We start from the raw sequence: 24,904 nt of genomic DNA, 5'->3' as shown, positions 1-24,904 counted from the left end.
GGCAACAAATGCCGCGTATCCTGTGGATCATGCATATGATACGGATATGTGGACTCTTGTCCGCACGCGGTCTCATTGCCGTTTCGGTGTTCGATGTCGAACGAGGCCCGATCCGCAATCAATGGTGAAAGGATCACATATGAAGATCAGCAATGTCGTTGTCGCCGGTGGCGGTGTGCTGGGTAGTCAGATCGCCTTCCAGATCGCCTATAAGGGATTCCACATGACGGTATGGTTGCGTAGCGAGGCTTCCATCGACCGTGCGAGGCCGAAGTTCGAACGACTCAAGGGCATCTATCTGTCCACACTCGAAGCGATGAAGACCAATCCGGCCGCCTACTGCCGCGGACTCGCCCCCTCCCCCGATCTGACCGCCGATCAGATCGACGAGCTCAAGGCCCAGGTCGAGCAGGCATTCAATGGCATCGAATACACGACCTCCTATGAGGAGGCGGCGAAGGACGCCGACCTTGTGATCGAATCGATCGCCGAGAATCCGCAGGACAAGATCGCGTTCTACACGGAGCTCGCCAAGCATCTTCCGGAGCGGACGATCGTGGTCACCAACTCCTCCACCATGCTGCCCAGCACGTTCGCGGAATACACGGGACGTCCCGGGCAGTACCTTGCGCTGCATTTCGCCAATGAGATCTGGCGGAACAACACGGCCGAGATCATGGGTCATCCCGGAACCGATCCCGCGGCCTACGATACCGTGGTCGAATTCGCCGAGGAGATCGGCATGATTCCCCTCAAGCTCAAGAAGGAGCAGCCCGGCTACATTCTCAACAGCATGCTCGTTCCATTCCTGAGCGCCGCAGAGGCCTTGCTCGCCACCGATGTTGCCGACGTGGAAACGATCGACAAGACGTGGATGCTGGCCACCGGAGCGCCGCTCGGCCCGTTCCGCATCCTCGACATCGTGGGACTGACCACCGCCTACAACATCGGTGCCTTGGATCCGCGTGCCAAGGATCCGAACACCGTTCAGGGGAAGATCGCGGCCATGCTCAAGCGATACATCGACGAAGGCAAGACCGGTATCAACGCCGGTGAGGGCTTCTACACGTACAAGTAGCCAGTACTGAAGAAACCGCGGAGCCTGCGAACAGCTGTGGCGTGTGATGGTCTCAAGGACACCGGGGGAACAGCCCGTCCCATGATTCATCCCACGCCACGGCTTATCGGCATTCGTGCCGGCTACTTATGGTAGAGGCTCACCCGCTCGTACTTCGGCTCGCAGCACACGTTGATGCCAAGCTTGCGGTACAACGCCTCGTCGGTGGCGGAGATGATGACGGAGAAGAACGCATCGCATCCACGCAGCAGTTTCAGTCCGTCGATCACCTTGGCGGCGGTCGGACTGGTCGCACTCGTAATGGACAGTGCGATCAGGGTCTCATCGGAATGCAAACGGCGATTCACGCTGTGCAAATGGCTGGTCTTCAACTGGCAGATGGGCTCGATGGCCGCCTCGTCGATCACGAGCGCGGACTGGTCCACGCCGGTCACGGTCTTCAGCGCATTCATCAGCAGTGCGCTGGCGGCACCCAGCAGGTCTCCGGTCCTGCCGGTGACCACGCGCCCGTCCGGCAGCACCATGGCTCCGGCCGGGGCACCGGTCTCCCGTTCCCGGTTCAACGCGGCGGAGCGCGCCGGCGACAGATTCTCATCCACGCCGGCCTTCTTCATGATGGAACGCAGTCGTTCCACCTGCTCCTCGCCAAAACCGGTGCGCTTCTCGTTGACCACGGCGGTGAAGTAGCGACGCACGATCTCCATATCGGCCGCCTCACGACACGCCTCATCGTCGCTGATGGCGAACCCGGCCATGTTCACGCCCATGTCCGTAGGACTCTGATACGGGCTCTCCACCATGATCCGCTCCATCATGGCCTTGAGCACGGGGAACGCCTCAACGTCGCGGTTGTAGTTGACCGTGGTCTTGCCGTACGCCTCCAGATGGAACGGGTCGATGATGTTGGCGTCGTCAAGATCGACCGTCGCGGCCTCGTAGGCGATGTTCACGGGATGGTTGAGCGGAAGGTTCCAGATGGGGAACGTCTCGTACTTGGCGTAGCCGGCTGCGATACCACGGCGATGCTCATGGTAGAGCTGCGACAGGCAGGTGGCGAGTTTGCCGGATCCGGGACCGGGAGCCGTGATCACGACAAGCGGACGGCTGGTCTTGATGTAGTCGTTGCGACCGTAGCCCTGATCGGAAACGATATGCTCGATGTCATGCGGGTATCCGGCGATCGGATAATGCAGATAGCAGGTGATGCCCAGCCGTTCCAGACGATGACGATAGGCGTCGGCGGCGGGCTGACCGGCATACTGGGTGAGCACGACAGAGCCGACGAGAAAACCATGGGCTCGGAATACGTCGATCAAACGAAGCACGTCCTCGTCGTAGGTGATGCCAAGATCCCCACGAACCTTGGCCTTTTCGATGTGGTTGGCGTTGACTGCGATGACGATCTCCACGTCATCGGACAGACTCTGCAGCATGCGGAACTTGGTGTCCGGTTCGAAACCGGGCAATACGCGTGATGCATGGTAGTCGTCGAACAGCTTGCCACCGAATTCCAGGTAGAGCTTGCCACCGAATTGCGCGATGCGCTTCCGAATGTTGGCGGCCTGCAATTCGATGTACTTGTCGTTGTCAAAACCCTGTCGCATGAAATCGGCATCCCTTCTCGAACGGCGGTGCAAATGAAAGCATTATAGGGAAAGGCCGGAACTGCGGGCAGGTGTTTCGACACGCCGATCATGGCTCGCGATGCGATACGCAGCATTGTCGGCGTAACAACGAAAAAGGGCCATGGCATGAAGCCATGACCCCTATGAACCATGAATGGTTCAGTGACGAAATGTCAGTGACGGAACATCATCACTGGGCGGTGACTGCGGTCAGCGCCACGGTGTTGATGATGTCCTCGACGTTGGCGCCACGGGACAGATCGTTCACCGGCTTGTTCAGACCCTGCAGGACCGGGCCGATGGCCAGAGCGCCGGAGGAGCGCTGCACGGCCTTGTAGCCGATGTTGCCGGCGCACAGGTCGGGGAACACGAACACGTTGACGTGTCCGGCGACGTCGTTGCCCTTGGCCTTGGTGGCGGCCACGACCGGCGACCATGCGGCGTCGAACTGGATGGAGCCGACCACGGGCAGTTCCGGGTTCTTCTGCTTGACGAGCGAGGTGGCCTCTTCGACCAGGTCCACGTCCGGGCCCTTGCCGGAGCCGAGGGTGGAGTAGGACAACATGCCGACCTTGGGGTCGATGCCAAAGGCCTTGGCGGTCTCAGCGGACTGCAGGGCGATCTCGGCAAGCTGCTCGGCATTCGGGTTGAGGTTGATGGCGCAGTCGGCGAACACGGCAACGTGATCCTTGAAGCACATGAGGAACGCGCCGGAGACCAGCTTCTGGCCGGGCTTGGTCTTGATGACCTGCAGGGCCGGACGCACGGTGTTGGCGGTGGAGTTGATGGAGCCGGAGACCAGACCATCGGCCTTGCCGAGCACCACCAGCATGGTGCCGAAGTAGCTGGCGTCGGTCAGCTGCTTGCGGGCCTGCTCCGGGGTCATTCCCTTCTTGGCACGAAGCTCGCACAGCTTCTCCACCATCGGAGCAAGCACTTCCTCGTCGTTCATGGACTGGAAGGTTGCCTTCTCCAGGGAGTTCAGTCCGAGCTCCTTGCCGCGGGCCAGGATCTGGTCCTTCTCACCGACGATGATCAGGTTGACGATGTCGCGCTCGAGCAGGTAGTCGGCGGCCTTGATGATACGGTCCTCTTCGCCTTCCGGCAGGACGATGGTCTTCTTGGCGGCCTTGGCCTTGTTCAGCAGGTCGGACTGGAAGGCGTACGGCGTGGTGGGCTGGGCGAAGTCCTGATTCAGGGCTGCCAGGATCTGCGCGGCCGGAACGTGGGCCTCGAAGTCGGCGAGGGCGGCCTTGGCTTCCTCTTCGGTGCCGCAATCGTGGGCGGGCACGGTCCACACCGGGGCGGCGAAGTCGGAGAGCGCCTCCTTGACAGACAGGGCCTTCTCGTCATCGCAACCGGTCAGAAACACGCCGGCGACGGTCTGGCCGGCGTCCTTGACGCTCTTGGCGCAGGCCTCGACGGTGGCCTTGGCCTGCTTGGCGTCGCGCTGCAGAGCGCACACGGCAAGGAACACGGGAGCCTTGAGGTCGGCGGCCACGGCGGCGTTGAAGTCGAATGCACCGGGATCGAAGATGCTGCTCTTGTCGGTACCGACAACAACGACAGCTTCCGGCTCAACGGCGGTCACGGCGGCGGAGTACGCACGCACGATATCGCCGCGGGCGCCTTCCTTGTCCTCGCGGGCGGCACAGGGGCACACGCCGACGGCCTGTTCGCGGGTCTGTCCGGCATTGGCAGCTCCCAGCAGCACGTCGGTGAAGGTCTCCTTCTTGCAGGCGGCCGGGCGGAACACGCCCGTCTTGTACTGTCCGGCGAGGGCGGACACAACGCCATAGGCGACTACATTGCGGCCATTGGCGGCTTCCGGGCTGGCGATATACACACTGGTGAGACTCACGGTCATACACTCCTTCGCGAATGGTCAGTTCATTACTGAACTGAGGTGCGGCAACACTGCATTGCAACCTTCACTATTGTAAGTGTGTGAACGCTTCTCACGGACGATTGTTGTCGTATGTTGTCGTGGTTTGCATCGGCCGTTAACCGATCGGCAAATTCACGAATATGGAAAACCCCTACAACCATTTAGGCTGTAGGGGTTTTCCCGATTCGCTAACGAATCAGACCGTTACCGGTAATGTGACGAATCTCACTCGTTGTCGCCAGCGGTGGCGGCGGTGGCGGAGACGGCACCCGGCAGCTCGGTCTTGACGCCCGGCCACACCCAGTCGGTGTAATCCGGGTGATCGTAGCCGTTGTCGACGGCGAACTGGAAGGCCTCGAGGCGGAAGTCCTCGAGCTTCTTGATCTCGTCGGCGTACTTGTCGGCGTCGACCATGCGCAGAGCCTCAGCGGTCAGCTCGTAACGGTCGATGTTGTTCACGCGCACCATGTCGAACGGCGTGGTGGTGGAGCCCTGCTCCTCGTAGCCGTGGACGTTGAAGTTGTCGTGGTTCGGGCGATCGTAGATCAGACCACGCACGTCGTGGGCGTAGGAGTGGTAGGCGAACAGGACCGGCTTGTCGGCGGTGAAGAGGTCGGCGAAGTCCTCGTCGGACAGGGCCTGATCGTTGTCCTTGGCGGACTGCAGAGCGAGCAGATCCACCACGTTGACGACCTTGAACTTCACACCGAGCTTGTTCAGCTTGTCGGCGGCGGCCATGAGCTCCTGGGTCGGAACATCACCGGCGGAGGCGAGCACAACCTCGACCTCGTCGTTGGAGTGAACGTTGGAAGCCCACTCCCACTCGGCGGCACCCTTCTCGAGCTCGGCACGAGCCTCGTCCAGGGTCTGCCAGGTGGCGGCCGGCTGCTTACCGGCGATGATCGCGTTGATCATGTTGGTGGACTTGTAGACCTTCTCACCAACGGCCAGCAGCATGTTGGCATCGGCAGCGAAGTAGATGCCGATCACGTGGTCGTTGTTGTAGCACTTGTTCAGCAGCACGGAGGTCACACCAGGATCCTGGTGGGAGAAGCCATTGTGATCCTGACGCCACACGTGGGAGGTGACGAGCAGGTTCAGGGAGGAGATCGGCTTGCGCCACGGGATCTCACGCACGGTGGCCTCGAGCCACTTGGCGTGCTGGTTCAGCATGGAGTCGATCACGTGCACGAAGGACTCGTAGGAGCTCCAGATGCCGTGACGACCGGTGAGCAGGTAGGCCTCGAGCATACCTTCCATCTGGTGCTCGGACAGCTGCTCCACAACCTGACCGGTGACGTTCATGTGCTCGTCGACCAGATCGGACAGGTAGCCGGCATCCCACTGCTTGTTGGTGACCTCGTAGGAGGCCTGCAGACGGTTGGAAGCGGTCTCGTCAGGTCCGAAGATGCGGAAGGAATCCGGGTTCAGCTTGATGACGTCGCGGGTGTACACACCGAGGCGACGGGTGGCCTCGAGCTGGCCCCAGCCGTGGCCGAACTCCTTGACTTCCTTGACCTCGTAGTCCTCGAGCTTCGGGAGCTTCAGGTCCTCACGGATGCGACCACCGTTGGCGTTCGGGTTCTGGCCGATGCGCAGCTCGCCCTGCGGCATGAACTTGGTGACCTCGGGACGGATGGCGCCGTTCTCGTCGAACAGCTCCTCCGGCTTGTAGGACTCGAGCCAGTGCTTGAGGACGTTGAAGTGCTCCTCGGTATCGCGGGCGGAAGCCAGCGGCACCTGGTGGGAACGCCAGGAACCCTCGGTCTTCTTGCCGTCGATGAACTTCGGGCAGGTCCAGCCCTTCGGGGTGCGGAAGATGATCATCGGGTAGAACGGACGGTGCTTGTCGTCGGTCTGAGCGGCGGCCTTGATGTCGCAGATCTCGTCGAAGACGGTCTCGAACAGCTCGGCGAAGCGACGGTGGATCGACAGGTGATCCTCATCGTCGAAGCCAGCGACGAACTCGTAGGGCTCGTAACCCATGCCGTGGAAGAACTCGTGGAGCTCTTCGTCGGAGATGCGGGACAGGATGGTCGGGTTGGCGATCTTGTAGCCGTTGAGGTGCAGGATCGGCAGGACGATACCGTCGGTGCGCGGGTTCACGAGCTTGTTGGACTGCCAGCCGGTGGCCAGCGGGCCGGTCTCGGCCTCACCGTCGCCGACGATGGCCGGCACGAACAGGCTCGGGTTGTTCATCACGGCGCCGTAGGCGTGGGACAGAGCGTAACCCAGCTCGCCACCCTCGTGGATGGAACCCGGGGTCTCCGGAGCGTAGTGGGACGGGATGCCGCCCGGGTAGGAGAACTGACGGAAGAACTTCTGCAGGCCAGCCTCGTCCTTGGTGATGTTCGGGAAGTACTCGGTGTAGGTACCGTCGACGTAGGACTGGGAGGTACCAGCGGGGCCACCGTGGCCCGGTCCCATGATGATCACGGTGTTCTGCTGATGATCAGCGATAAGACGGTTGATGTGGCCGATGAGGAAGTTCAGGCCAGGGGTGGTGCCCCAGTGTCCGACCAGGCGGTGCTTCACGTCCTCACGGGTGAAGGGCTCCTTCATCAGCGGGTTGCTGCGGAGGTAGATCTGACCGATGGAAAGGTAGTTGGTCACGCGCCAGTACTTGTCGACGGCCTCGAGGGTCTCGTCGGAGATCGGAGCGTTCAGCTTCTTCCAAGGGGTGCCAATAACAGGACTCGTCATGTGTACTCCTGTACTTCTGCACTTGATGTGCGATCGGTTATTTTCTCAGGATTGCAATCCCTTGAGTTCCTTGGATTGGAACGTGCAATGAACTGCATTTCCTAATCGTCCTTAATGGTAAAGGAACTCGCGGACTTTTGCATAATCGACCGACGGACTTTTGTTAAGAAATGTTCGAAAAGTTGTCATAGAGGATCGAAACTTGTGCGCTTTCTTCGTTCGCCGAAAAGCCCCGTCAGGCCGATAACTCTTGGGTTTTCGGTTGCCTGAGTTTGCCATGATGTGAAGAAACCGATCACGGGAAGATGCGCAAGCGCTGTTGCATCCGAAGGGCGTGTCGCCGGTATCCGAACGAACAGCATGCGCATGCGAACCCGGACGAACACCTTATGTCGTAATCTCCGGTGATAATCGACACACTGTTTTCTCTACATATCTTCTGAACCCCAAGGGAGGCTCGTATGGCCAAAGGACCGGTTCTCGTCGTCGACTTCGGCGCTCAGTACGCGCAGTTGATCGCACGCCGCGTGCGCGAAGCGCACATCTATTCCGAACTGGTGCCGCACTCCATGCCCGTGGATGAGATCCTAGCCAAGGACCCGCAGGCAATCATTCTTTCCGGTGGCCCCGCCTCGGTATTCGAACCCGGCGCCCCCAGCATCGATACAAAGATCTTCGACGCCGGCGTCCCCGTGCTCGGCATCTGCTACGGCTTCCAGGTGATGGCGCATGAACTCGGCGGCGACGTCGACAAGGCCGCGCTCGGCGAATACGGCAAGACCCCCGCCGTCATCACCGATGCCGAGGGCATCCTCGCCGGCTCCCCCACCGACCAGAGCACCTGGATGAGCCACGGCGTGGCCGTCAACAAGGCCCCCGAGGGATTCAAGGTGCTCGCGCACACCGAGGGCGCCCCCGTCGCCGCCATGGCCGACGAATCCCGCAAGCTCTACGGCGTGCAGTGGCACCCCGAGGTCAAGCACACCCCGCTCGGTCAGGATCTCATTGAAAACTTCCTGCACAAGTGCGCCGGACTGCCTGACAACTGGACCGCATCCAGCATCATCGACGATCAAGTCGCCAAGATCCGCGAGCAGGTCGGCGACGCCGAGGTCATCTGCGGCCTGTCCGGCGGCGTGGACTCCGCCGTCGCCGCGGCACTCGTGCACAAGGCCATCGGTGACCAGCTCACCTGCGTGTTCGTGGACCATGGTCTGCTGCGCAAGGGCGAGGTCGAGCAGGTGAAGCACGACTTCGTCGAGGCCACCGGCATCCGCCTCATCACCGTCGATGCGGCCGACGACTTCCTCACCGCGCTCAAGGGTGTCTCCGAACCCGAGCGCAAGCGCAAGATCATCGGCGAGAAGTTCATCCGCACCTTCGAAAAGGCCCAGCTGCAGGTGCTCGAAGAGGCTGGTGCCCGCGGCAAGGAGGTCAAGTTCCTCGTTCAGGGCACCCTCTACCCTGACGTCGTCGAATCCGGTGGCGGAGACGGTGCGGCCAACATCAAGAGCCATCACAACGTGGGCGGCCTGCCCAAGGACATCAAGTTCCAGCTTATCGAACCGCTGCGCACCCTCTTCAAGGACGAGGTGCGCGCCATCGGCACCGAGCTCGGCCTGCCCGACGAGATCGTCTGGCGTCAGCCGTTCCCCGGCCCGGGCCTCGGCATCCGTATCATCGGCGAGATCACCAAGGAACGTCTCGATCTGCTGCGCGAAGCCGACGCGATCGCCCGCGAGGAGCTCACCAAGGCCGGTCTCGACCGCGACATCTGGCAGTGCCCGGTCGTGCTGCTCGCTGACGTGCACTCCGTGGGCGTCCAGGGCGACGAACGTACCTACGGCTCCCCCATCGTCCTGCGTCCGGTGTCCTCGGAGGATGCCATGACCGCCGACTGGTCCCGTCTGCCCTACGATGTGCTCGCCGTGATCTCCACGCGCATCACCAATGAATGCCGTCAGATCAACCGAGTCGTCCTCGACTGCACCAGCAAGCCGCCGGCAACCATCGAATGGGAGTGATGCAGGGGACTTGCCGATCTGCCAATCAGTCATAGATTGACAGATCACCAAAAGAACGCAACAGGGGTGCCATGGTCTCGACCGGGCACCCTTGTTGCATGCGCGGACACGAATGCGTCAGGTGTGACATTCCTCACAAATCATTTCGATTCCTTGCGATGTCAATGGTTCCCCAATGAAAAAACCATGCAAATCACTACCGGAATGTAGCCACCAACGAGTACCCTCGATCAAGGAAGTGGAGCAATTATGCTCCCCAATCACTAGTAGTCATGGAGGAAGCCCTAATGGCGAAAACCGTCCTTGTCATCAACTCCGGCTCCAGCTCGATCAAGTACCAGCTGGTGGATCTCGAAACCGGTGAAGGTATCGCATCCGGTCTGGTTGAGAAGATCGGCGAACCGATCGACGGCAACTACAAGCACGAATACAACGGCGAAAAGCACAAGCTGACCGAGCCGATCCACGATCACGAGGAAGGCCTCAAGCGCGTGCTCGGCTTCTTCAAGGAGTATGGTCCGGATCTGAACGAGTCCGGCATCGTGGCTGTCGGCCATCGTGTGGTGCAGGGCGGCTCCATCTTCCCGCGTCCGGCTCTGGTCACCGACAAGACCATCGGCAAGGTCAAGGATCTGGCCGTGCTGGCTCCGCTGCACAACGGCCCTGAGGCCACCGGCGCCGAAGTCATGCGCACTCTGCTGCCCGACGTGCCGCAGGTCTTCGTCTTCGACTCCTCCTTCTTCTTCCAGCTGCCCAAGGAGGCCAGCACCTACGCCCTGAACAAGGAGATCGCCGATCGTTACCAGATCCGCCGTTACGGCGCTCACGGCACCTCCCACGAGTTCGTTGGCTCCGTGGTTCCCGAGCTCATCGGCAAGCCGGCCGAGGGTCTCAAGCAGATCGTGCTGCACATCGGTAACGGTGCCTCCGCCTCCGCCCAGATCTCCGGCAAGCCGATCGACACCTCCATGGGCCTCACTCCGCTCGAGGGTCTGGTCATGGGTGGCCGTACCGGTGACATCGACCCGGCTGTCGTGTTCCACCTGATCCGCAACGCCCACATGAACGTGGATGAGCTGGACTCCCTGTTCAACAAGAAGTCCGGTCTGACCGGCATGACCGGCTTCGGCGACATGCGCGAGGTCATGCGTCTGGCCGATGAGGGCGACGAGAACGCCCAGCTGGCCCTCGACGTGTACGTGCACCGCATCGTGGCCTACATCGGCAACTACACCGCCCAGATGGGTGGCGTGGACGTGATCACCTTCACCGCCGGTGTCGGCGAGAACGCCTCCCCCATCCGCAAGATGGTCATCGACCGCCTTGCTCCGTTCGGCGTGAAGTTGGACGAGGAGAAGAACAACGTGCACACCTCCGAGCCGCGCATCATCTCCACGCCCGACAGCTCCGTCATCGTGGCCGTCTACCCGACCAACGAGGAGCTTGCCATCGCCCGCAAGTCCGCCGCCATCGCCGCCGAGGGCAAGGACTCCTACGGCAACGTGTTCACCAAGTGAGCATCACTGGCAATCATTGATTGAGTGACGCTAATCCGGTTGTCATTCATGCAGTTCTACGCATGAATGACAACCGGATTTTTCATATGCTTACTCATACGATGATGGGACTGTCGCATGATGCCGTGTTGACTTGTTTTTCCTTGTTTTGACATGTTATGATTTATTCATGCGTGTGAAGGAATGGGCGGCTCGTGAGGGGTTGAACGAGCAGACGGTGTGGAAGTGGTGTCGTGAGAATCGTATGCCGGTCCCGTTCGAGCGTTCGGGTAGCGTGTGGCTCATCCATGACCCGAAGTATGAGAAGCCCGCTGTTCCCGCCGTGGGTTCGCGTACGGTCTGCTATGCGCGGGTCTCTTCATCCGACCGGAAGGATGATCTGCAGCGTCAGGCGGACCGGTTGAAGGCGTTCGCCATCAATATGGGCGTCGAATCCCCGGAGGTGGTCACGGAGACCGGCAGTGGCATGAACGACAGGCGGCGCAGATTGAACCGAATCCTCGCCGACTCCACGGTGGGCACCATCATCGTGGAGCATCGCGACCGGCTGGCGCGCATGGACGCGGGACTCGTTGAGTCCGCGTTGAAGGCGGCGGGGCGCAGGCTGATCGTCGTGGACGATTCGGAGCTGGATGATGACCTCGTATGTGACATGACCGAGGTGCTGACCTCGTTCTGCGCGCGCCTGTACGGCAGGCATGCCGCCAGGAACAAGGCGGAGGCCGCGTTGAGGGCGGCTCATGATGCTTGAGGCGGTCAGGGTCGCGTTGGACCCGACCCCCACGCAGGAGCGGCTGTTGGTCGCGCATGCGGGGGCGGCGCGGTTCGCGTTCAACGCGGGTCTCGCCCATGTCAAGGCAATGATCGACGTGCGCGGGAAGCCGGAGTGGTCGCTGTACGCGCTGCGCCGCTGGTGGAACGCCAACAAGGACACGCTGGCCGTGGACGGGAGCGGTGTGCCGTGGTGGCGGGAGAACAGCAAGGAGGCGTACAACAGCGGTCTGGAGGCCCTGTCGAACGCCTTGCGAACTGGTCGAAAAGCCGCAGGGGGCGACGCAGGGGCCGTCGCGTTGGCTTCCCCCGGTTCAGGGCGAAGGATCGGACAACACCCCGGTTCGCATACACGACCGGCTCATACGGTCTGATCGACGGGGACGCGAACGCGTTGAGACTGCCGCGGATCGGCCGCGTGCACTGCATGGAGAACGTGGCGAAGCGGGTCGGCGATGGTCGGGTGCTGCGCATGACCGTCAGCCGGCATGCGGGACGCTGGCACGCCGCGCTGACCGTGGAACGGGCCGACAATGCGCCATTGGTGCCTCCGAAAGGCGGTGCGGTCGGCATCGACCTCGGTGTCAAGACGCTGGCCGTATTGTCGGACGGCACCATGATCGCCAACCCACATGCATTGGGGATGAGCGAGCGTCGGTTGAAACGCGCGCAGAAGGCGTTGTCCCGCAAGACGAAAGGCTCGAACCGTCGGCGCAGGGCGCGCGAACGCGTGGCGCGTCTGCACGCGCGCGTCGCCAACCAGCGGCGCGACCTGCTGGACAAGCTCACCACGCGACTCGCCTCCACCTACTCGGACATCTCGATCGAAGACCTGAACGTGCATGGCATGGTCGGAAACCATCGGCTCGCCAAGGCGATAGAGGACGCATCCTTCTTCGAGATACGCCGCCAACTGGAATACAAGACCATGCGAACCGGCGCACGACTGCACGTCATCGACCGCTGGTATCCGTCAAGCAGGACATGCTCGAACTGCGGGAGGGTGAAAGCCAAGCTCTCCCTGTCCGAGCGCGTCTACCATTGCGACGGATGCGGACTCGTGATCGACCGCGACCTGAACGCCGCGATCAACATCAAGGTCGCCGGGAGTGCCCCGGAGACCATAAACGCACGTGGAGCGGACGTAAGACCAGCCACCCTCCGGGGCGGCGGGCAATCCGCAGTGAAACGCGAGCCAAGCAGCCATGACAATGGCATAAGACTTGGAGCGGACACCCGCAAGAGTGTCCTGCAAGCCAAAACAAACTAGCTTGCAACGGTGGCCATCCGATGTGGACGGCCACCCCATCATTGTGTCTGCAAGAGGAAACGTCAGTTAGTCGAAGTGTCCTTTCCCAGCATGGACGTCCACAGTCCGACAAAGTCCGGAATGGTCTTACGCGTGGTCGCCACGTTGACGACATCGATGCCGTCGATGCGCAATCCCAGCATGGCAGCAAACGTAGCCATACGATGATCCGCATACGTCTCCATCACGGCACCATGCAACACGTCCGAGGGAACGGCATCGATATGCAGACCATCAGGCAACTCATGGGCGCTGCCACCCACACGCTCGATCTCCGTGACCAGCGCCTCCAGACGGTTCGTTTCATGACCACGCAGATGTCCGATGCCCACCAGTGATGTCGGAGCGTCGGCGAATACCAGAATCGCGGCCAGAGACGGCGCGATCTCCCCCGCCGCCGAAAGATCGAACTCACCAAGTCCATGAATCGTGCCATCGGATGTGACCGACAACGTTCGCACCCCGTCGCCCGACACCTCAACGGACACATCGGCTCCCATACGTTCCAGATAACCAGGCAGCAGGCCGCCAGGCTGCGTGGTCGTCTCAGGCCAGTTCGGAACCCGAACCGTACCTCCGGCGATCAACGCCGCCCCAAGGAATGGTGCCGCATTCGACAGATCCGGTTCCACCACCACGCGTTCCGGCAACTGAACGGCACCGTGACGTACCGTCCACGTGTGATCATCCATGGTCACGTTCACACCGGCGGCCGAAAGATCAGCCATGGTCATGCGGATATGTGGCAGGCTGGGCAGATGTTCACCGGTATGGGTCAGGGTTAGTCCGTTTCCCAGCTTCGGGGCGGCCAGCAACAGTCCGGAGATGAACTGGCTGGAGCCGGACGAGTCGATCGACACTGCTCCACCGGCAACATGCTCGGGCGGCGTCAGCGTGAACGGCAACCGACCACGCTCCCCCTCGTAATCGATATGGGCACCCAGCTGTTCCAATCCCTCCAGCAACGGTGCCATCGGGCGCTGGTACGCCTGCTCGTCTCCATCGAACCGCACCGGGCCATCGGCATACAGGGCCAGCGCGGGCACGAATCGCATCACGGTTCCGGCAAGCCCGCAGAACACCGAGGAATTCCCCTTGAACACCCCGTCGGCCGGCGGGACAACGGTGACCGTGGTTTCCTCATGGTCATCGATCCGACATTCCACGCCTAGGGATTCAAGGGCTCCCATCATGAGTTCGGTATCGCGCGAACGCAGGAGACCAATCAAGGTGACCGGCCGCGATCCCATGGCCGCAAGAATGAGATACCGGTTGGACAGGGACTTGCTGCCAGGAATGGTTACCGTTGCATTGAGGGGCGCCGCCGCCTTGGGGGCGCGCCAAAGATCTGTGGAAGCTGTCATGTCTGACATACTAGCGTGAGACATGACGGGGCCCGCGTTCGCATTCCACAAACGCGGGCCCCATCGGAAACGTCAGAGCTTCGGAATTTCACTGCAACGCCGTCGATGCGGCACCGGCAAACACCACACACCGGGGGCCGACCATCGACCACGCCGTCACTTCTTGCTCAGCGCATCGTGGAATCCGTCCTGCAGCACATCATTGAGATCGTTGAGCGCATCCTCAGGATTCGTCTTGTCCTCGGTCTCCTTGAGCGCCTCGGAGAAGGCGGAATCGATGTCGTAACCATCGGAGCTCAGCTCGTAGAACTGGTCCGACAGCTCGCTCATCTTGTTGTACTCATCAGTGCCGTATCGGATGTTATTCGGATCACCAAGCGCCTGCATCTGGTGGATGAGGTCACCCAGCTTGCCGATGTAGTCCTTCATATCGGTACCGTACTTCGCCACGTCCTTGTCCTTCGCCTTGCTGAGCTCTTCAAGGCTTGTGGAGCAGTCGTTGATGTACTGGTTGTACTTATCGTAGAAGTCGCTGTCGTACAGGCTTGCCGTCGGTGCCGTGGCGCAGGCCTTCACCGACTTGGACATGGGCATTGCGGAATCGGCGAGACCGTTGATGTAGGAGGCGTATGCGTCGGATGCCTTCACATAGGCGTCATACTTGCCCTTGACGTTCTCGTCCTTGAGGAGCTTGTCCTGCTTCCCCAGCTCGGACACCGCACTCTGATAGTCCTTCACCTTCTCCTTGAGACTCGTGATGTCGCTATCTTCGATGTTCTTGGACGGATCGTAGCTCACGGCGTACACATCATTGAGCTTCGTCCTGATGCTGTAGTACTTCGTGCTGATCTTCGACGTCTGGTTCAACGCATTGGTGTAGTCGTCCGCGGTCGGCTTGCCACTGGGAAGGAAGGCGAGCACGACCAGCACGATGACGACGAGCGCGGCGATGCCACCACCGATGCTCAGTCCCAGAACCAGCTTCTTGTTGGGCTTCTTCTGAGCCGGGGGCATGGGCGCACCATACGGCGGCTGACCCTGCGGAACCTGACCGGGGCCGGACTGCTGGAATCCGCCATACGGCGGCTGGCCGCCGACGGGGGGAACGCCGGGGCCGGACGGGCCAGCACCGGGAACCTGAGGTCCGCCAGCCGGCTGGGACGGCACGGCCGAAACCGGGGGAACCGGTCCCGCGGCAAAGGGGTCGGACACGGGCTGAGCGGGCTGAGCGGGCGCGTCCAACGAAGAGGAGTCGTCAGTGGCAGGCGATGCCGTCGCTCCATCAAACGGTTGCTGCGTTCCTGCTGACGTCGGCTGCTCAGCGGAGGGAACCTGCAACGGTGCAGTCGGCTGAGACTGCGGCTGCGCGACCGGGCCGGTCGTATATGGCGGGACACCAAATGGATCGGAGGATCCGGCCACATTGGCGTCGTGTCCGGCACCGGCGTCAAACGCCGCCGGCTGAGCAGACTGCGCTCCCGATTGCTGAGGCTGGAACGGAGACGAATCCGGAACCGGAGTCTCGAACGAGTGACCAAACGGCTGCTGCGTCACGCCGGGCTGATCAGGCTGTCCGGACTGGAACTGTGAAGAATCCTGACCCTGACCGTAGCCGCCGTAGGCAGGCTGGCTGAACGGCTGCCGATCGTAGGACTGCTGTGGCGAGTAGGGCTGATACGGCTGCGCGGCTTGCGGCAGCGGTGTTCCCGTTCCGGACTGATAGGTGCCAGAAACGGCGGAATCGGGCTGCTGAGGAAATGCGGACGCCCCCGAAACCGACGGACCCCCCATCGACGGCTGCTGTCCAGCTCCTTCATCGGTCGCCGCACTGTCCGGCGGCACATACTGCGAGTCGCCGTCCCCAACCGGCTTGTATCCATCTGTCATGGCGAAAACTCCTTCGTCTCTTCGCTATTGAGTGGTGCACCCCTATTTTAACAACGTGACCGTTCACACTCGGGGATTGGAACGCCGGGAATCTCACAGAACCAGTACACATCACATACGATTCATCTCCGGTTCACTCGCGAACGAGACTTTGTGACACGGTAATGCGATACTGTAAGTATGCAGATCAGACCTGGTTCAATGTATCCATTGGGAGCTCGCTACGATGGCGCAGGAGTCAATTTCGCCCTGTTCTCGGAAGCGGCCGAAAAAGTGGAACTCTGTCTGTTCGACGCGGACGACAACGAGACCCGCATTGAAATGACGGAACAGAATTCCTACGTATGGCACAACTATCTGCCGGGCATCCAACCGGGACAACGGTATGGCTACCGCGTCTACGGTCCGTACGACCCCAACAACGGCCATCGTTGCAACCCCTCCAAGCTCCTGCTCGACCCCTACGCCCGAGCCATCCAGGGACACATCGACGACGATGAAAGCCTGTACTCCTACCACTTCAGTGATCCTGACAATGAATACAACATGAACACCATGGATTCGGCGCACCACACCATGAAGTCCGTGGTCGTCAATCCGTTCTTCGACTGGGGCAACGACAAGCATCCCAACATCCCCTACCACGATTCGGTGATCTATGAGGCGCATGTGCGCGGCATGACCAACCTGCGCAAGGATGTGCCGGCCGAGATCCGCGGCACCTACGCCGGTCTCGCCTACCCCACCGTGGTGAACTACCTCAAGGAACTCGGCATCACCGCGCTCGAGCTCATGCCGATCCACCAGTTCGTCAACGACTCGTTCCTCACCGAAAAGGGACTGAGCAACTACTGGGGATACAACACCATCGGATTCTTCGCCCCGCACAACGCCTACTCCAGCTCCGGAGAATTCGGAGAGCAGGTCAACGAGTTCAAATCCATGGTGAAGGCCTACCACGAAGCCGGCATCGAGATCATCCTCGACGTGGTGTACAACCACACCGCCGAAGGCAACCACCGCGGCCCGACACTCAGCCTTCGCGGCATCGACAACCGCAACTACTACCGTCTGGTGGACGGCGATTACGCCCACTACTTCGACACCACCGGAACCGGCAACTCCCTGCTCATGCGCTCGCCGCACGCACTACAGCTCATCACCGACTCCCTGCGGTACTGGGTGACTGAGATGCACGTGGACGGCTTCCGATTCGATCTTGCCGCTACGCTCGCCCGTCAGTTCCAAGAGGTCGACAAGCTCTCCGCGTTCTTCGACATCGTGGAACAGGATCCGGTGCTCTCCCACATCAAGCTGATCGCCGAACCGTGGGATCTGGGATCCGGCGGCTACCAGGTCGGCGGCTTCCCGTCCAGCTGGTCCGAATGGAACGGCCGCTACCGCGATTGCGTGCGCGACTTCTGGCGCTCGCAGCCGTCCACGCTTCCTGAATTCGCCAGCCGACTCATGGGAAGCTCCGACCTGTATCAGGCCAACGGACGTCGACCCGTCGCCTCGGTGAACTTCATCACCGCGCATGACGGTTTCACCCTCAACGATATGGTCACGTACAACGACAAGCACAACGAGGCCAACGGCGAGGGAAACCGAGACGGCGAATCCCACAACCGTTCCTGGAACTGCGGCGTGGAAGGCCCCACCGACATTCAGGATGTGAACTGCCTGCGCCATCGCCAGCGTCGCAACTTCCTCGCCACGCTGCTGGTCAGTCAGGGCATTCCGATGATCTGCGGCGGCGACGAGGTTGGGCGCACCCAGCAGGGCAACAACAACGCCTACTGTCAGGACAACGAAATCTCATGGACCGACTGGGAGCTTGATCAGGACCGTCGTGATCTGCTCGAGTTCACCAAGAAGTTCATTCATCTGCGTCTCGATCATCCGGTGCTGCACCGCAGGCGCTTCTTCACCGGACGCGCCGCCGGCGATACCTCGGATCGTATCCCGCAGGCCGAATGGTTCGATCATACCGGTGAGGTCATGGACCGCGAGGATTGGGGCAACACCCACGCCCTGTCGGTGATGGTGTTCCTCAACGGCAAGGACATTCCGGAAACCGACTGGTATGGCTCCCCCATGACCGACAACGGCTTCCTGCTGATCTTCAACGCGCACTATGAGCCGATCGTGTTCAAGCTGCCCGAGGAGAAGTACGGATCCACGTGGACTCTGGTGGCCGACACGTTCAACCCGAAGGGACCTGAACTCACCTATGAGGCGGGTTTTGTGATCACCGCACAGCCGCGCAGCTTTCTGGTGCTGATGAGTGCCAAGCGCTCGCGCAAGCTCATGGACTAGGGGCTTCTGGGCCAAGATTCAGGCCAAGGTCCAATGGTTCGCTAGCGGAACCGCTTCCCTAATAACCGGCGGTCCCACATACCGGTCGATCAATCGACACGGTGTGCGGGACCGCCGGTTATTCAGTTCTGCGGGGAGATGCGCGACTCGGGCGGTACGACACTCACCGGACGATCCGCCGTTAGCTGGGCATACACACGGTCCGCTTCAATGGCCGCGATCTGTCTTGAGAACACGATGAACCAGCCCATGAACAGAATGCAGGCAAGCGCCTCCACATTGGTGAGTGTTGTGCCGCCCTGCAACCAGTTGAGTCCTGCCACCACGATGGCAACGATGATGAGATCCGATACCACGTATATGGCGCGGGACAATTGCGGCGCAAGCCATGGCAGGAAGATCATAAGCAGGCTCATCGGCAGGCTCAGTCCGCGCGCGAATACGTTGTGCAGGATGGGATGCGGGGTGTATCGGAAGAATCCGACTCCGGCGAAGCAGACACCGGCCAGAGTAAGCAGGATGGACATGCAGAGGATTCGTGCCCAGAAATGAGGAATGTCGAATTCAGCTCCCGGTTCGTCACCGACCTTGGGGGCTTCGGTGTTGTTCACCGCCCGCCATTTAAGTCGCATGCGTTGCGTGGTGATGAGTTCGGAGATGGCGAAGTAGCTGAGGATGATCACGCAGATGCCCGCCAGAATCAGTGTCGAATTGAACATGCGCGCGGCGAATGTGGTGCGGTCGCCGAGTTGGGAGAAGTTGTTCTTCCACCAGTTGGGATCATCGGTGGTCAGTCCGGCGGTGCTGACGCCGGAGACGACAAACAGCGGTAGCAATGATGCGATGGTCCGCGAATTCAACGTATCGGCCTGCACGAATACAACGTATCCGACAATGCCTGAGAATATGGCGGTGACGGTGGAAATGTACGTGGAGAATATGGCGATGCCCATTGTGCCGTTGATGATCTCCATCATCGCGTAGACACTGAGAAACACGGTTGCCGCGTAGACCACGGATAGGGATAAGGTCTCGAACGCGCGGCGAATCGGCACGATCCATCCTCGCTTGAGACTCCACGACCGTGATTGACGAGTGTATCCGACGATGAATGCGATGACGGCGCATGCGGCGACCACACCTGCACATACGGCGAAGAGTCGGCCTGAAACCATCCAGATGGCCGACGCGAACGTGCGATAGAGCTCCATGATCAGGCCGGATGCGAGCGTGCAGACCAAGGATGCGATGAGTCCAAGCGTCTCCGCCTGCTGATGCCTGCCCATGGGCCCCCGTTTCTTGTTTCCTCTCCGCCATTGCTTCTTCCCGTTGATTATAGGTCGCGCCCGTTGCGAGGATCGTTCGTCGAGAAGATCGTTCGGTGATTTCTGTTTTCAGCACTAGGGAAAACAGCCCGTCGTAAAAACTTCGAGGTGACACAAGGACGACACGCGGGCCGTCATGGGTTATACTGGTAATTCGTGTTCATGCACGGTCGGCATTGTCTCGATCTTGTACGGACGCATCGGGCTGTAGCGCAGTTTGGTAGCGCGCCTGCTTTGGGAGCAGGATGTCGCGGGTTCAAATCCCGCCGGCCCGACCACAAGAGGGCTACTTCCAAGGGAAGTAGCCCTCTTTAAAAGAGAACCCCCAGTGCATCACGGCTCAGTCGAAGACCGTCCGGAGAGGCCCTTTGGGGGATTTCTTGGAAGATGATAACGGGTTATGAGCCGACAGTCAAACCCAGCAGCCGATTTCCTCTCACAGACTCCCCGGAAGGGCAGTCCACAGGAGAGGGCGTTATGCTCGTGCATCACCGACGAACGGCTCTCATCCCATGACTCCGAAGCACGGAGACGTTCATGCCCGGCTTTGCGACTGTACCTGTGGGATCATGACATGGCCAGCGCGTGCATGGGCGACATCGCCATCCTTGAAGTCGCCTTGCGCAACCACATGGATCGGCAGCTGTCCCTCATCGCCTTGGAGCAGGCCGGCACCGAGGACTGGTACATGGCGGGGCCGCGTTTCGACGACCGTACTCAGCGTCAGATCCGTGAGACATGGGGCCATCTCACCATCCAGCAGAAGAAATGGCACACGCATGGCCATCTCGTCGCGGCGTTGACGTTCGGGTTCTGGCGCAAAGGCATCGCCAAGTCCTTCCCTGGCGGCCGTCGGCACGCAGCGGACGCGAACGCCAAGTGGACAAGAAAATACGCGCTGAACATTGTCAAGACCGTGCATGCCCTGCGCAATCGGGTCGCCCACCACGAGCCGCTCGTCAACGGCGTCCCGCTGCCGGGCGAGAACCGGCGCATCACACTGGCGGACGCGGTGCGGGCCTGTTTCGATCTGGCGATGATTCTGGACCGGAACCTGTACTCGTGGCTGATGGACAACAGCAAGATGAAACTCGTGCTCGAACACAAGCCACGGTCTATCGAGTAGACGGCGGATGTCACCAATCCCGCAAGCCAGGAGCCGGAAGACAAAGGCCCAAGGATCATGAATGAGGTAGTGCACGGGGTTCGCCAGTAAGGCCGGATAGTGCGGCGATGCGGGAGATAAACGTGCGAATTGCCGGGGTGGCATCGAGCGGATAGAGCAGCCCGTAGTGCATGATGACCGGTTCGGGCCAGTCCACGGCTACGTTGACGAGCTGTGGGTGAATGCCGGCCCACATCGGTTTGGAGATGAGCAGGTCGCCGGATTCGGCGCAGTCGTTGAACGTGTCAAGGTCGTAGCGGTCGATGTCGATCAGATCGATGGCAGGGCATTGTTCCAACAAGTCCCGAGCCGTGTCGTTGGCGCCGCGATGGCGCTTGAGGATGCGGATGCGCGTGCCTTCGAGGTCTTTCAATGTGAGTCGTGCGCGTCTCGCCAGCGTGTGGTTGCGTGGCACGGCCACGCACAGTGACTCGGAATCGAGGGCGACGGTGCTGCATGTGTCGTTCCAATAGCCGGTGTCGAACGCCGTGGAGATCAGGTCGATGTTTTCGCCGAGATGGGTGATGATGTCGTTGATGGCTTCGGAGTCGTCGGGCATCGACACCAGTTCCAGGCGGATGTCGGTGTGCTTGCCGGCGTCGCGTTGCCATAGGTCGAGGATACGGCGGCCGGGGCGCAGGATGGAAACGCCAAGACGAACGGTGGCGATGCCGTCGGTGCCGCGTTGTTGCGCACGGCGCAGGATCTCCTCGCATTGGCGCACAATCATCCGCGCGTCCTCGACGAACTCTCGGCCGGCTTTGGTGAGTTGCACGCCGCTGCGCGATCGGTCGAACAGCGTCAGGCCGTATTCCCTTTCGAACGTATTGACCTGTTTGGCCACCGCCGGCGTGGAAATATGCAGGCGATGGCCGGTCTTGGCGAAGCTGCCGGTCTGCGCGGCGGCGATCACCGCGTCCAGTCTTCTGTCGTACATTGCGACCTCCATAAACCAAAGGTTTATAGGATGTAAGCCATAAGCATTTATAAAACGCTATTTTACTGATGTCTTGAAGAATACCATAGCTATTGCAATAAACAAACGGAAACATGTAAACCAATGGGATATAGGTGAGTATGACATCAATCAACGAATCCGCAGCCCTCGGCCTCGTGTGCGAAGACGAAAGCCTCGAGCGTGAAACCCGTCGCGCATCGCGTCGCTCGGCCCGCTACAGCGCCGGGCTGACCACTTTCACCACTTCGCTGGCGTTCTTCCTGACCGGTATGGACACCATGATTGTCAACGTGGCACTGCCGACCATCACCGCCGACCTTGGCGGCAATATGGCGTTGCAGCAGTGGATGATCGACGGGTACACGCTGCTGTTCGCCTCGCTGCTGCTGCTCGCCGGCAGTCTGTCTGACAAGTTCGGTGCCAAGCGCATGTTCTTCTTCGGCACGGCATTGTTCGGAGCGGCATCCCTGCTGAGCACCTTCGCGTGGACCATGCTGGTGCTCATCGTCGGCCGTTGCCTGATGGGCGTGGCCGCAGCCCTGATCCTGCCGGCGTCGATGGCCTTGATTAACGAGGCCAATCCCGATCCGCGCCGCCGTGCGTTCGCCCTCGGCCTGTGGGGCGCCGGCTCGGCTTCGGCATCCGCGTTCGGCCCAATGTTCGGCGGTTTGCTCACACCAATCCACTGGAGCCTGATTTTCGCGGTCAACGTGCCGTTCTGCCTGATTGTGCTCGCTCTTGCACCGAAGGTTGCACCATCGCCCACCCGTGCCATCTCGTTCGACTGGCTCGGTCAGACGCTCGCGCTGATTGGTCTCGCCTCGCTGGTGGCCGGCGTCATCGAAATCGGTTCCCTGGGCATCTCCTCACCGGTGACGCTCGCGCTGCTGTCTGTCGGCGTCGCCGCACTCGTGCTGTTCGTGATCGCACAAGCCAAGGTCGGGCATCCGATGGTGCCGCTGAACCTGTTCCGCAACGACGGCATGCGCATCTCGCTGATCGTGGGCTTCATCATGATCTTCAACTGGTTCGGTATGGTCTTCATCTCCACCCTGTTCCTGCAAAGCGAGCAGGGTATGAGCCCGTTCGCCGCCGGGCTGGTGTTCATTCCCTCCGCGGTGGTCATGGTGGTCATCAACGTGTTCAGCGGGCAGGTCATCAACTCGATGGGCACCCGGTTCACCGTGTCCATTGGACTGATTGCCATGGCCGTCGGGTTCCTTGCCGCGGTGCTGGTGCCGGCTCCAATGCCCGCATGGGCGATCGCCGTCGCCCTGAGCGTCGTCGGCCTTGGCGGCGCACTGGTCACGCCGGCACTGTCCGGACTGGTGCTGGTGAGCGTGGAGCAGAAGCAGGCGGGTATCGCCAGCGCGGTGTTCAACACGTTCCGTCAGGTCGGTGGCGCGATCGGCGTGGCCGTGTTCGGTGTGGTCGCCACCTTCACACCCTCGCTTGACGGCTCCCTGCGCGCCGTGTTCATCGCGGCCGCCCTGCTGCTCATCTGCGCATTCGCCTACGCTCGGCTGCGATGGGCTGAGCGCTGACTTCGGGCGTCCCGTTCATGGCGATATCCGCCACACTTGAACGACAGTCGTTGGAGACGGGTCGATTATTCCGCATTCAGCTCCAATTAGGGTGAATGGGGAGAGCGGGTCAAGTTCTCTTCAATCACCTGTTCGGAGAAGATCGTCATCATGAAGGGCAGTGATGCTAACAGAGCATCTGGGGCAGTGTTTCGACGCGCCGAGTGTTTAAGCTGTTTCGATGGTCTGGGACGCTAACATTTTGCTAACAATGACCGTCACGATTTACCAATCCGGGTGGTCTGAACAAAGAAATTCAAAACTCAAGAACGGCATAATTCCAACGGTTTCAAGGTGAGCCAAGAACCCCCGATCCTAACAGGATGTCGCAGGTTCAAATCCCGTCAGCCCGACCGAAAGCCCTACTCCCGCTTGGAAAGCAGGGCTTTTTTTCTTGATATGTGCCCCCCTGCGCGGTAACACTCAGTCAATGACCGCACACCTTAGCCTCAATTAGCTGTGCCGGAAAGAAAAAGCACCAATGTTTCATGATGTTTCGCATGAGTGACGTTCCGGGGCATTCGCCATTAGTATAGCCATCATGAATCCTGGCTCTTGCATGTCAGAGCTGGTTCTGTCATAATGGTGACGCTTCGTCCCGTAAGGGCGAGGCTCCAAGTCGCCGGGGGTATTCCCCCGGCATTCCTTTATCCGCCGTCTTGTCAGGGAATCGGTTGAGCGAATTGAGCATCTTCGTGGACGAGTCCGGCGAATGGGGCAAGCTGTCCGAATACTATCTCGGGGTTATAGGAACTTTTGTGGTGCTTATAACTGGCATCTGGCCTTGTGGCAGTAGGCGTGTCGGCTGGTTATTTTCGACGGCGGGAAAATAGCCGGCTTGTGCCATGGGTCGGGTGGTGGGCTGGATGTCGTGAGAACGAAATCCAGCAAGGCGAAGAAGTGCCCGATCTGCGGTCGGGCGATGAAGAAGAACGGCAGGACCGCGAAGGGCACCCAACGGTGGAAGTGTCCCGACTGTTCGTTGAGCTCGACGATGCCGCAGGAACGGGCCGCGCGGGCGCGCATGCTGGACGAATTCCTGACCTGGCTGCTGGGCAGGCAGCCGCAGTGTGCGATCGACCCGTCCGGTGACTCGCGCGCCCTGCGCAAGCGCACCGCCTGGTGCTGGAACATCCATCCGCGCATACCGTCCGTGACGGCCAGGCATCATACGGTGATGGCGGACGGCACGTACATGGACCACGGCTGGTGCCTGATCATCGCCATCGACGGCGAGACCGGCGAGACGCTTGACTTCCAATGGTGCGGGCATGAGTCCAAGGCGGCCTACACGGCGCTGTTCTCGCGCATGCCCGCGCCGGACGTGCTCGTCACCGACGGGCTGCGCGGCGCGGAGACCGCCTGCCGTGAGACCTGGCCCGGCACGC

General features: G+C 60.8%; 15 protein-coding genes, 1 tRNA gene and 1 pseudogene. 10 read left to right on the top strand and 7 right to left on the bottom strand.

Annotation, left to right across the window (positions count from 1 at the left end):
- Positions 1 to 139 precede the first annotated feature (139 nt).
- Positions 140 to 1,078: a 3-hydroxyacyl-CoA dehydrogenase gene (locus tag BTIS_RS10440; RefSeq protein WP_094665228.1), complete on the top strand. Its 939-nt coding sequence runs from the start codon at positions 140 to 142 to the stop codon at positions 1,076 to 1,078.
- A 122-nt stretch (positions 1,079 to 1,200) separates the two neighbouring features.
- Here BTIS_RS10440 and BTIS_RS10435 read toward each other — a convergent pair whose 3' ends face one another.
- The 3 genes from BTIS_RS10435 to BTIS_RS10425 all read right to left on the bottom strand — a co-directional run bounded on the left by BTIS_RS10435 (position 1,201) and on the right by BTIS_RS10425 (position 7,294).
- A complete protein-coding gene (locus BTIS_RS10435) occupies positions 1,201 to 2,682 on the bottom strand; it encodes a DUF1846 domain-containing protein (RefSeq protein WP_094665226.1) in 1,482 nt (493 codons plus the stop codon).
- Between the two features lie 211 nt (positions 2,683 to 2,893).
- The gene (gene pta, locus BTIS_RS10430; RefSeq protein WP_169713093.1) at positions 2,894 to 4,570 is read right to left on the bottom strand and encodes a phosphate acetyltransferase; all 1,677 of its coding nucleotides are present in this window, start codon (positions 4,568 to 4,570) and stop codon (positions 2,894 to 2,896) included.
- A gap of 246 nt (positions 4,571 to 4,816) precedes the next feature.
- Positions 4,817 to 7,294, bottom strand: coding sequence for a phosphoketolase (locus tag BTIS_RS10425; protein WP_094665224.1), 2,478 nt, complete (start codon positions 7,292 to 7,294; stop codon positions 4,817 to 4,819).
- Between the two features lie 461 nt (positions 7,295 to 7,755).
- Here BTIS_RS10425 and guaA point away from each other — a divergent pair, with 461 nt between their 5' ends.
- The 4 genes and pseudogenes from guaA (at position 7,756) to tnpB (ending at position 12,876) form a co-directional block, all read left to right on the top strand.
- Positions 7,756 to 9,318, top strand: coding sequence for a glutamine-hydrolyzing GMP synthase (guaA, locus tag BTIS_RS10420; protein WP_094665222.1), 1,563 nt, complete (start codon positions 7,756 to 7,758; stop codon positions 9,316 to 9,318).
- A gap of 287 nt (positions 9,319 to 9,605) precedes the next feature.
- On the top strand, positions 9,606 to 10,835 hold the full coding sequence (locus tag BTIS_RS10415) for an acetate/propionate family kinase (protein ID WP_094665220.1): 1,230 nt from the start codon (positions 9,606 to 9,608) through the stop codon (positions 10,833 to 10,835).
- A 169-nt stretch (positions 10,836 to 11,004) separates the two neighbouring features.
- Positions 11,005 to 11,586: an IS607 family transposase gene (locus BTIS_RS10410; RefSeq protein WP_094665218.1), complete on the top strand. Its 582-nt coding sequence runs from the start codon at positions 11,005 to 11,007 to the stop codon at positions 11,584 to 11,586.
- Positions 11,579 to 12,876, top strand: a pseudogene (gene tnpB / locus BTIS_RS10405) (IS607 family element RNA-guided endonuclease TnpB). Before BTIS_RS10410 ends, tnpB begins: the two are co-directional and overlap by 8 nt.
- A 62-nt stretch (positions 12,877 to 12,938) precedes the next feature.
- Here tnpB and aroA read toward each other — a convergent pair.
- Both aroA and BTIS_RS10395 read right to left on the bottom strand, forming a co-directional pair.
- Positions 12,939 to 14,288 carry a 3-phosphoshikimate 1-carboxyvinyltransferase gene (gene aroA, locus BTIS_RS10400; protein ID WP_094665216.1) on the bottom strand — a complete coding sequence of 450 codons (1,350 nt, stop codon included), beginning with the start codon at positions 14,286 to 14,288 and terminating at the stop codon, positions 12,939 to 12,941.
- A gap of 147 nt (positions 14,289 to 14,435) precedes the next feature.
- A complete protein-coding gene (locus BTIS_RS10395) occupies positions 14,436 to 16,166 on the bottom strand; it encodes a hypothetical protein (protein ID WP_094665214.1) in 1,731 nt (576 codons plus the stop codon).
- A gap of 180 nt (positions 16,167 to 16,346) precedes the next feature.
- Here BTIS_RS10395 and glgX point away from each other — a divergent pair, with 180 nt between their 5' ends.
- Positions 16,347 to 18,485 (top strand): glycogen debranching protein GlgX, encoded by a 2,139-nt coding sequence (gene glgX, locus BTIS_RS10390; protein WP_094665212.1) that lies wholly within the window; start codon positions 16,347 to 16,349, stop codon positions 18,483 to 18,485.
- A 122-nt stretch (positions 18,486 to 18,607) separates the two neighbouring features.
- On the opposite strand, the gene BTIS_RS10385 is transcribed toward glgX, so the two are convergent.
- The gene (locus BTIS_RS10385) at positions 18,608 to 19,771 is read right to left on the bottom strand and encodes an ABC transporter permease (protein ID WP_094665210.1); all 1,164 of its coding nucleotides are present in this window, start codon (positions 19,769 to 19,771) and stop codon (positions 18,608 to 18,610) included.
- A gap of 240 nt (positions 19,772 to 20,011) precedes the next feature.
- Between BTIS_RS10385 and BTIS_RS10380 the strand changes: the two genes are divergently transcribed.
- Both BTIS_RS10380 and BTIS_RS10375 read left to right on the top strand, forming a co-directional pair.
- Positions 20,012 to 20,088: transfer RNA gene (locus BTIS_RS10380), tRNA-Pro, on the top strand.
- Between the two features lie 296 nt (positions 20,089 to 20,384).
- Positions 20,385 to 20,936: a hypothetical protein gene (locus tag BTIS_RS10375; RefSeq protein WP_245819420.1), complete on the top strand. Its 552-nt coding sequence runs from the start codon at positions 20,385 to 20,387 to the stop codon at positions 20,934 to 20,936.
- 55 nt (positions 20,937 to 20,991) lie between these two features.
- On the opposite strand, the gene BTIS_RS10370 is transcribed toward BTIS_RS10375, so the two are convergent.
- Entirely contained in the window at positions 20,992 to 21,912 is a 921-nt protein-coding gene (locus BTIS_RS10370) for a LysR family transcriptional regulator (RefSeq protein ID WP_245819419.1), read from the bottom strand.
- A 140-nt stretch (positions 21,913 to 22,052) separates the two neighbouring features.
- Here BTIS_RS10370 and BTIS_RS10365 point away from each other — a divergent pair, with 140 nt between their 5' ends.
- Both BTIS_RS10365 and BTIS_RS10355 read left to right on the top strand, forming a co-directional pair.
- Positions 22,053 to 23,477, top strand: a complete 1,425-nt coding sequence (locus tag BTIS_RS10365; protein WP_094665208.1) for an MFS transporter — start codon at positions 22,053 to 22,055, stop codon at positions 23,475 to 23,477.
- A 910-nt stretch (positions 23,478 to 24,387) separates the two neighbouring features.
- On the top strand, positions 24,388 to 24,904 hold a 517-nt coding region (locus BTIS_RS10355), incomplete at its 3' end, for an IS1 family transposase (protein WP_143248935.1).

The sequence above is a fragment of the Bifidobacterium tissieri genome, from assembly GCF_002259645.1.
Classification (GTDB): Bacteria; Actinomycetota; Actinomycetes; order Actinomycetales; family Bifidobacteriaceae; genus Galliscardovia; species Galliscardovia tissieri.
Note: the sequence above shows the minus strand (reverse complement) of the source record. Positions and strands in the feature narration are given on the sequence as shown.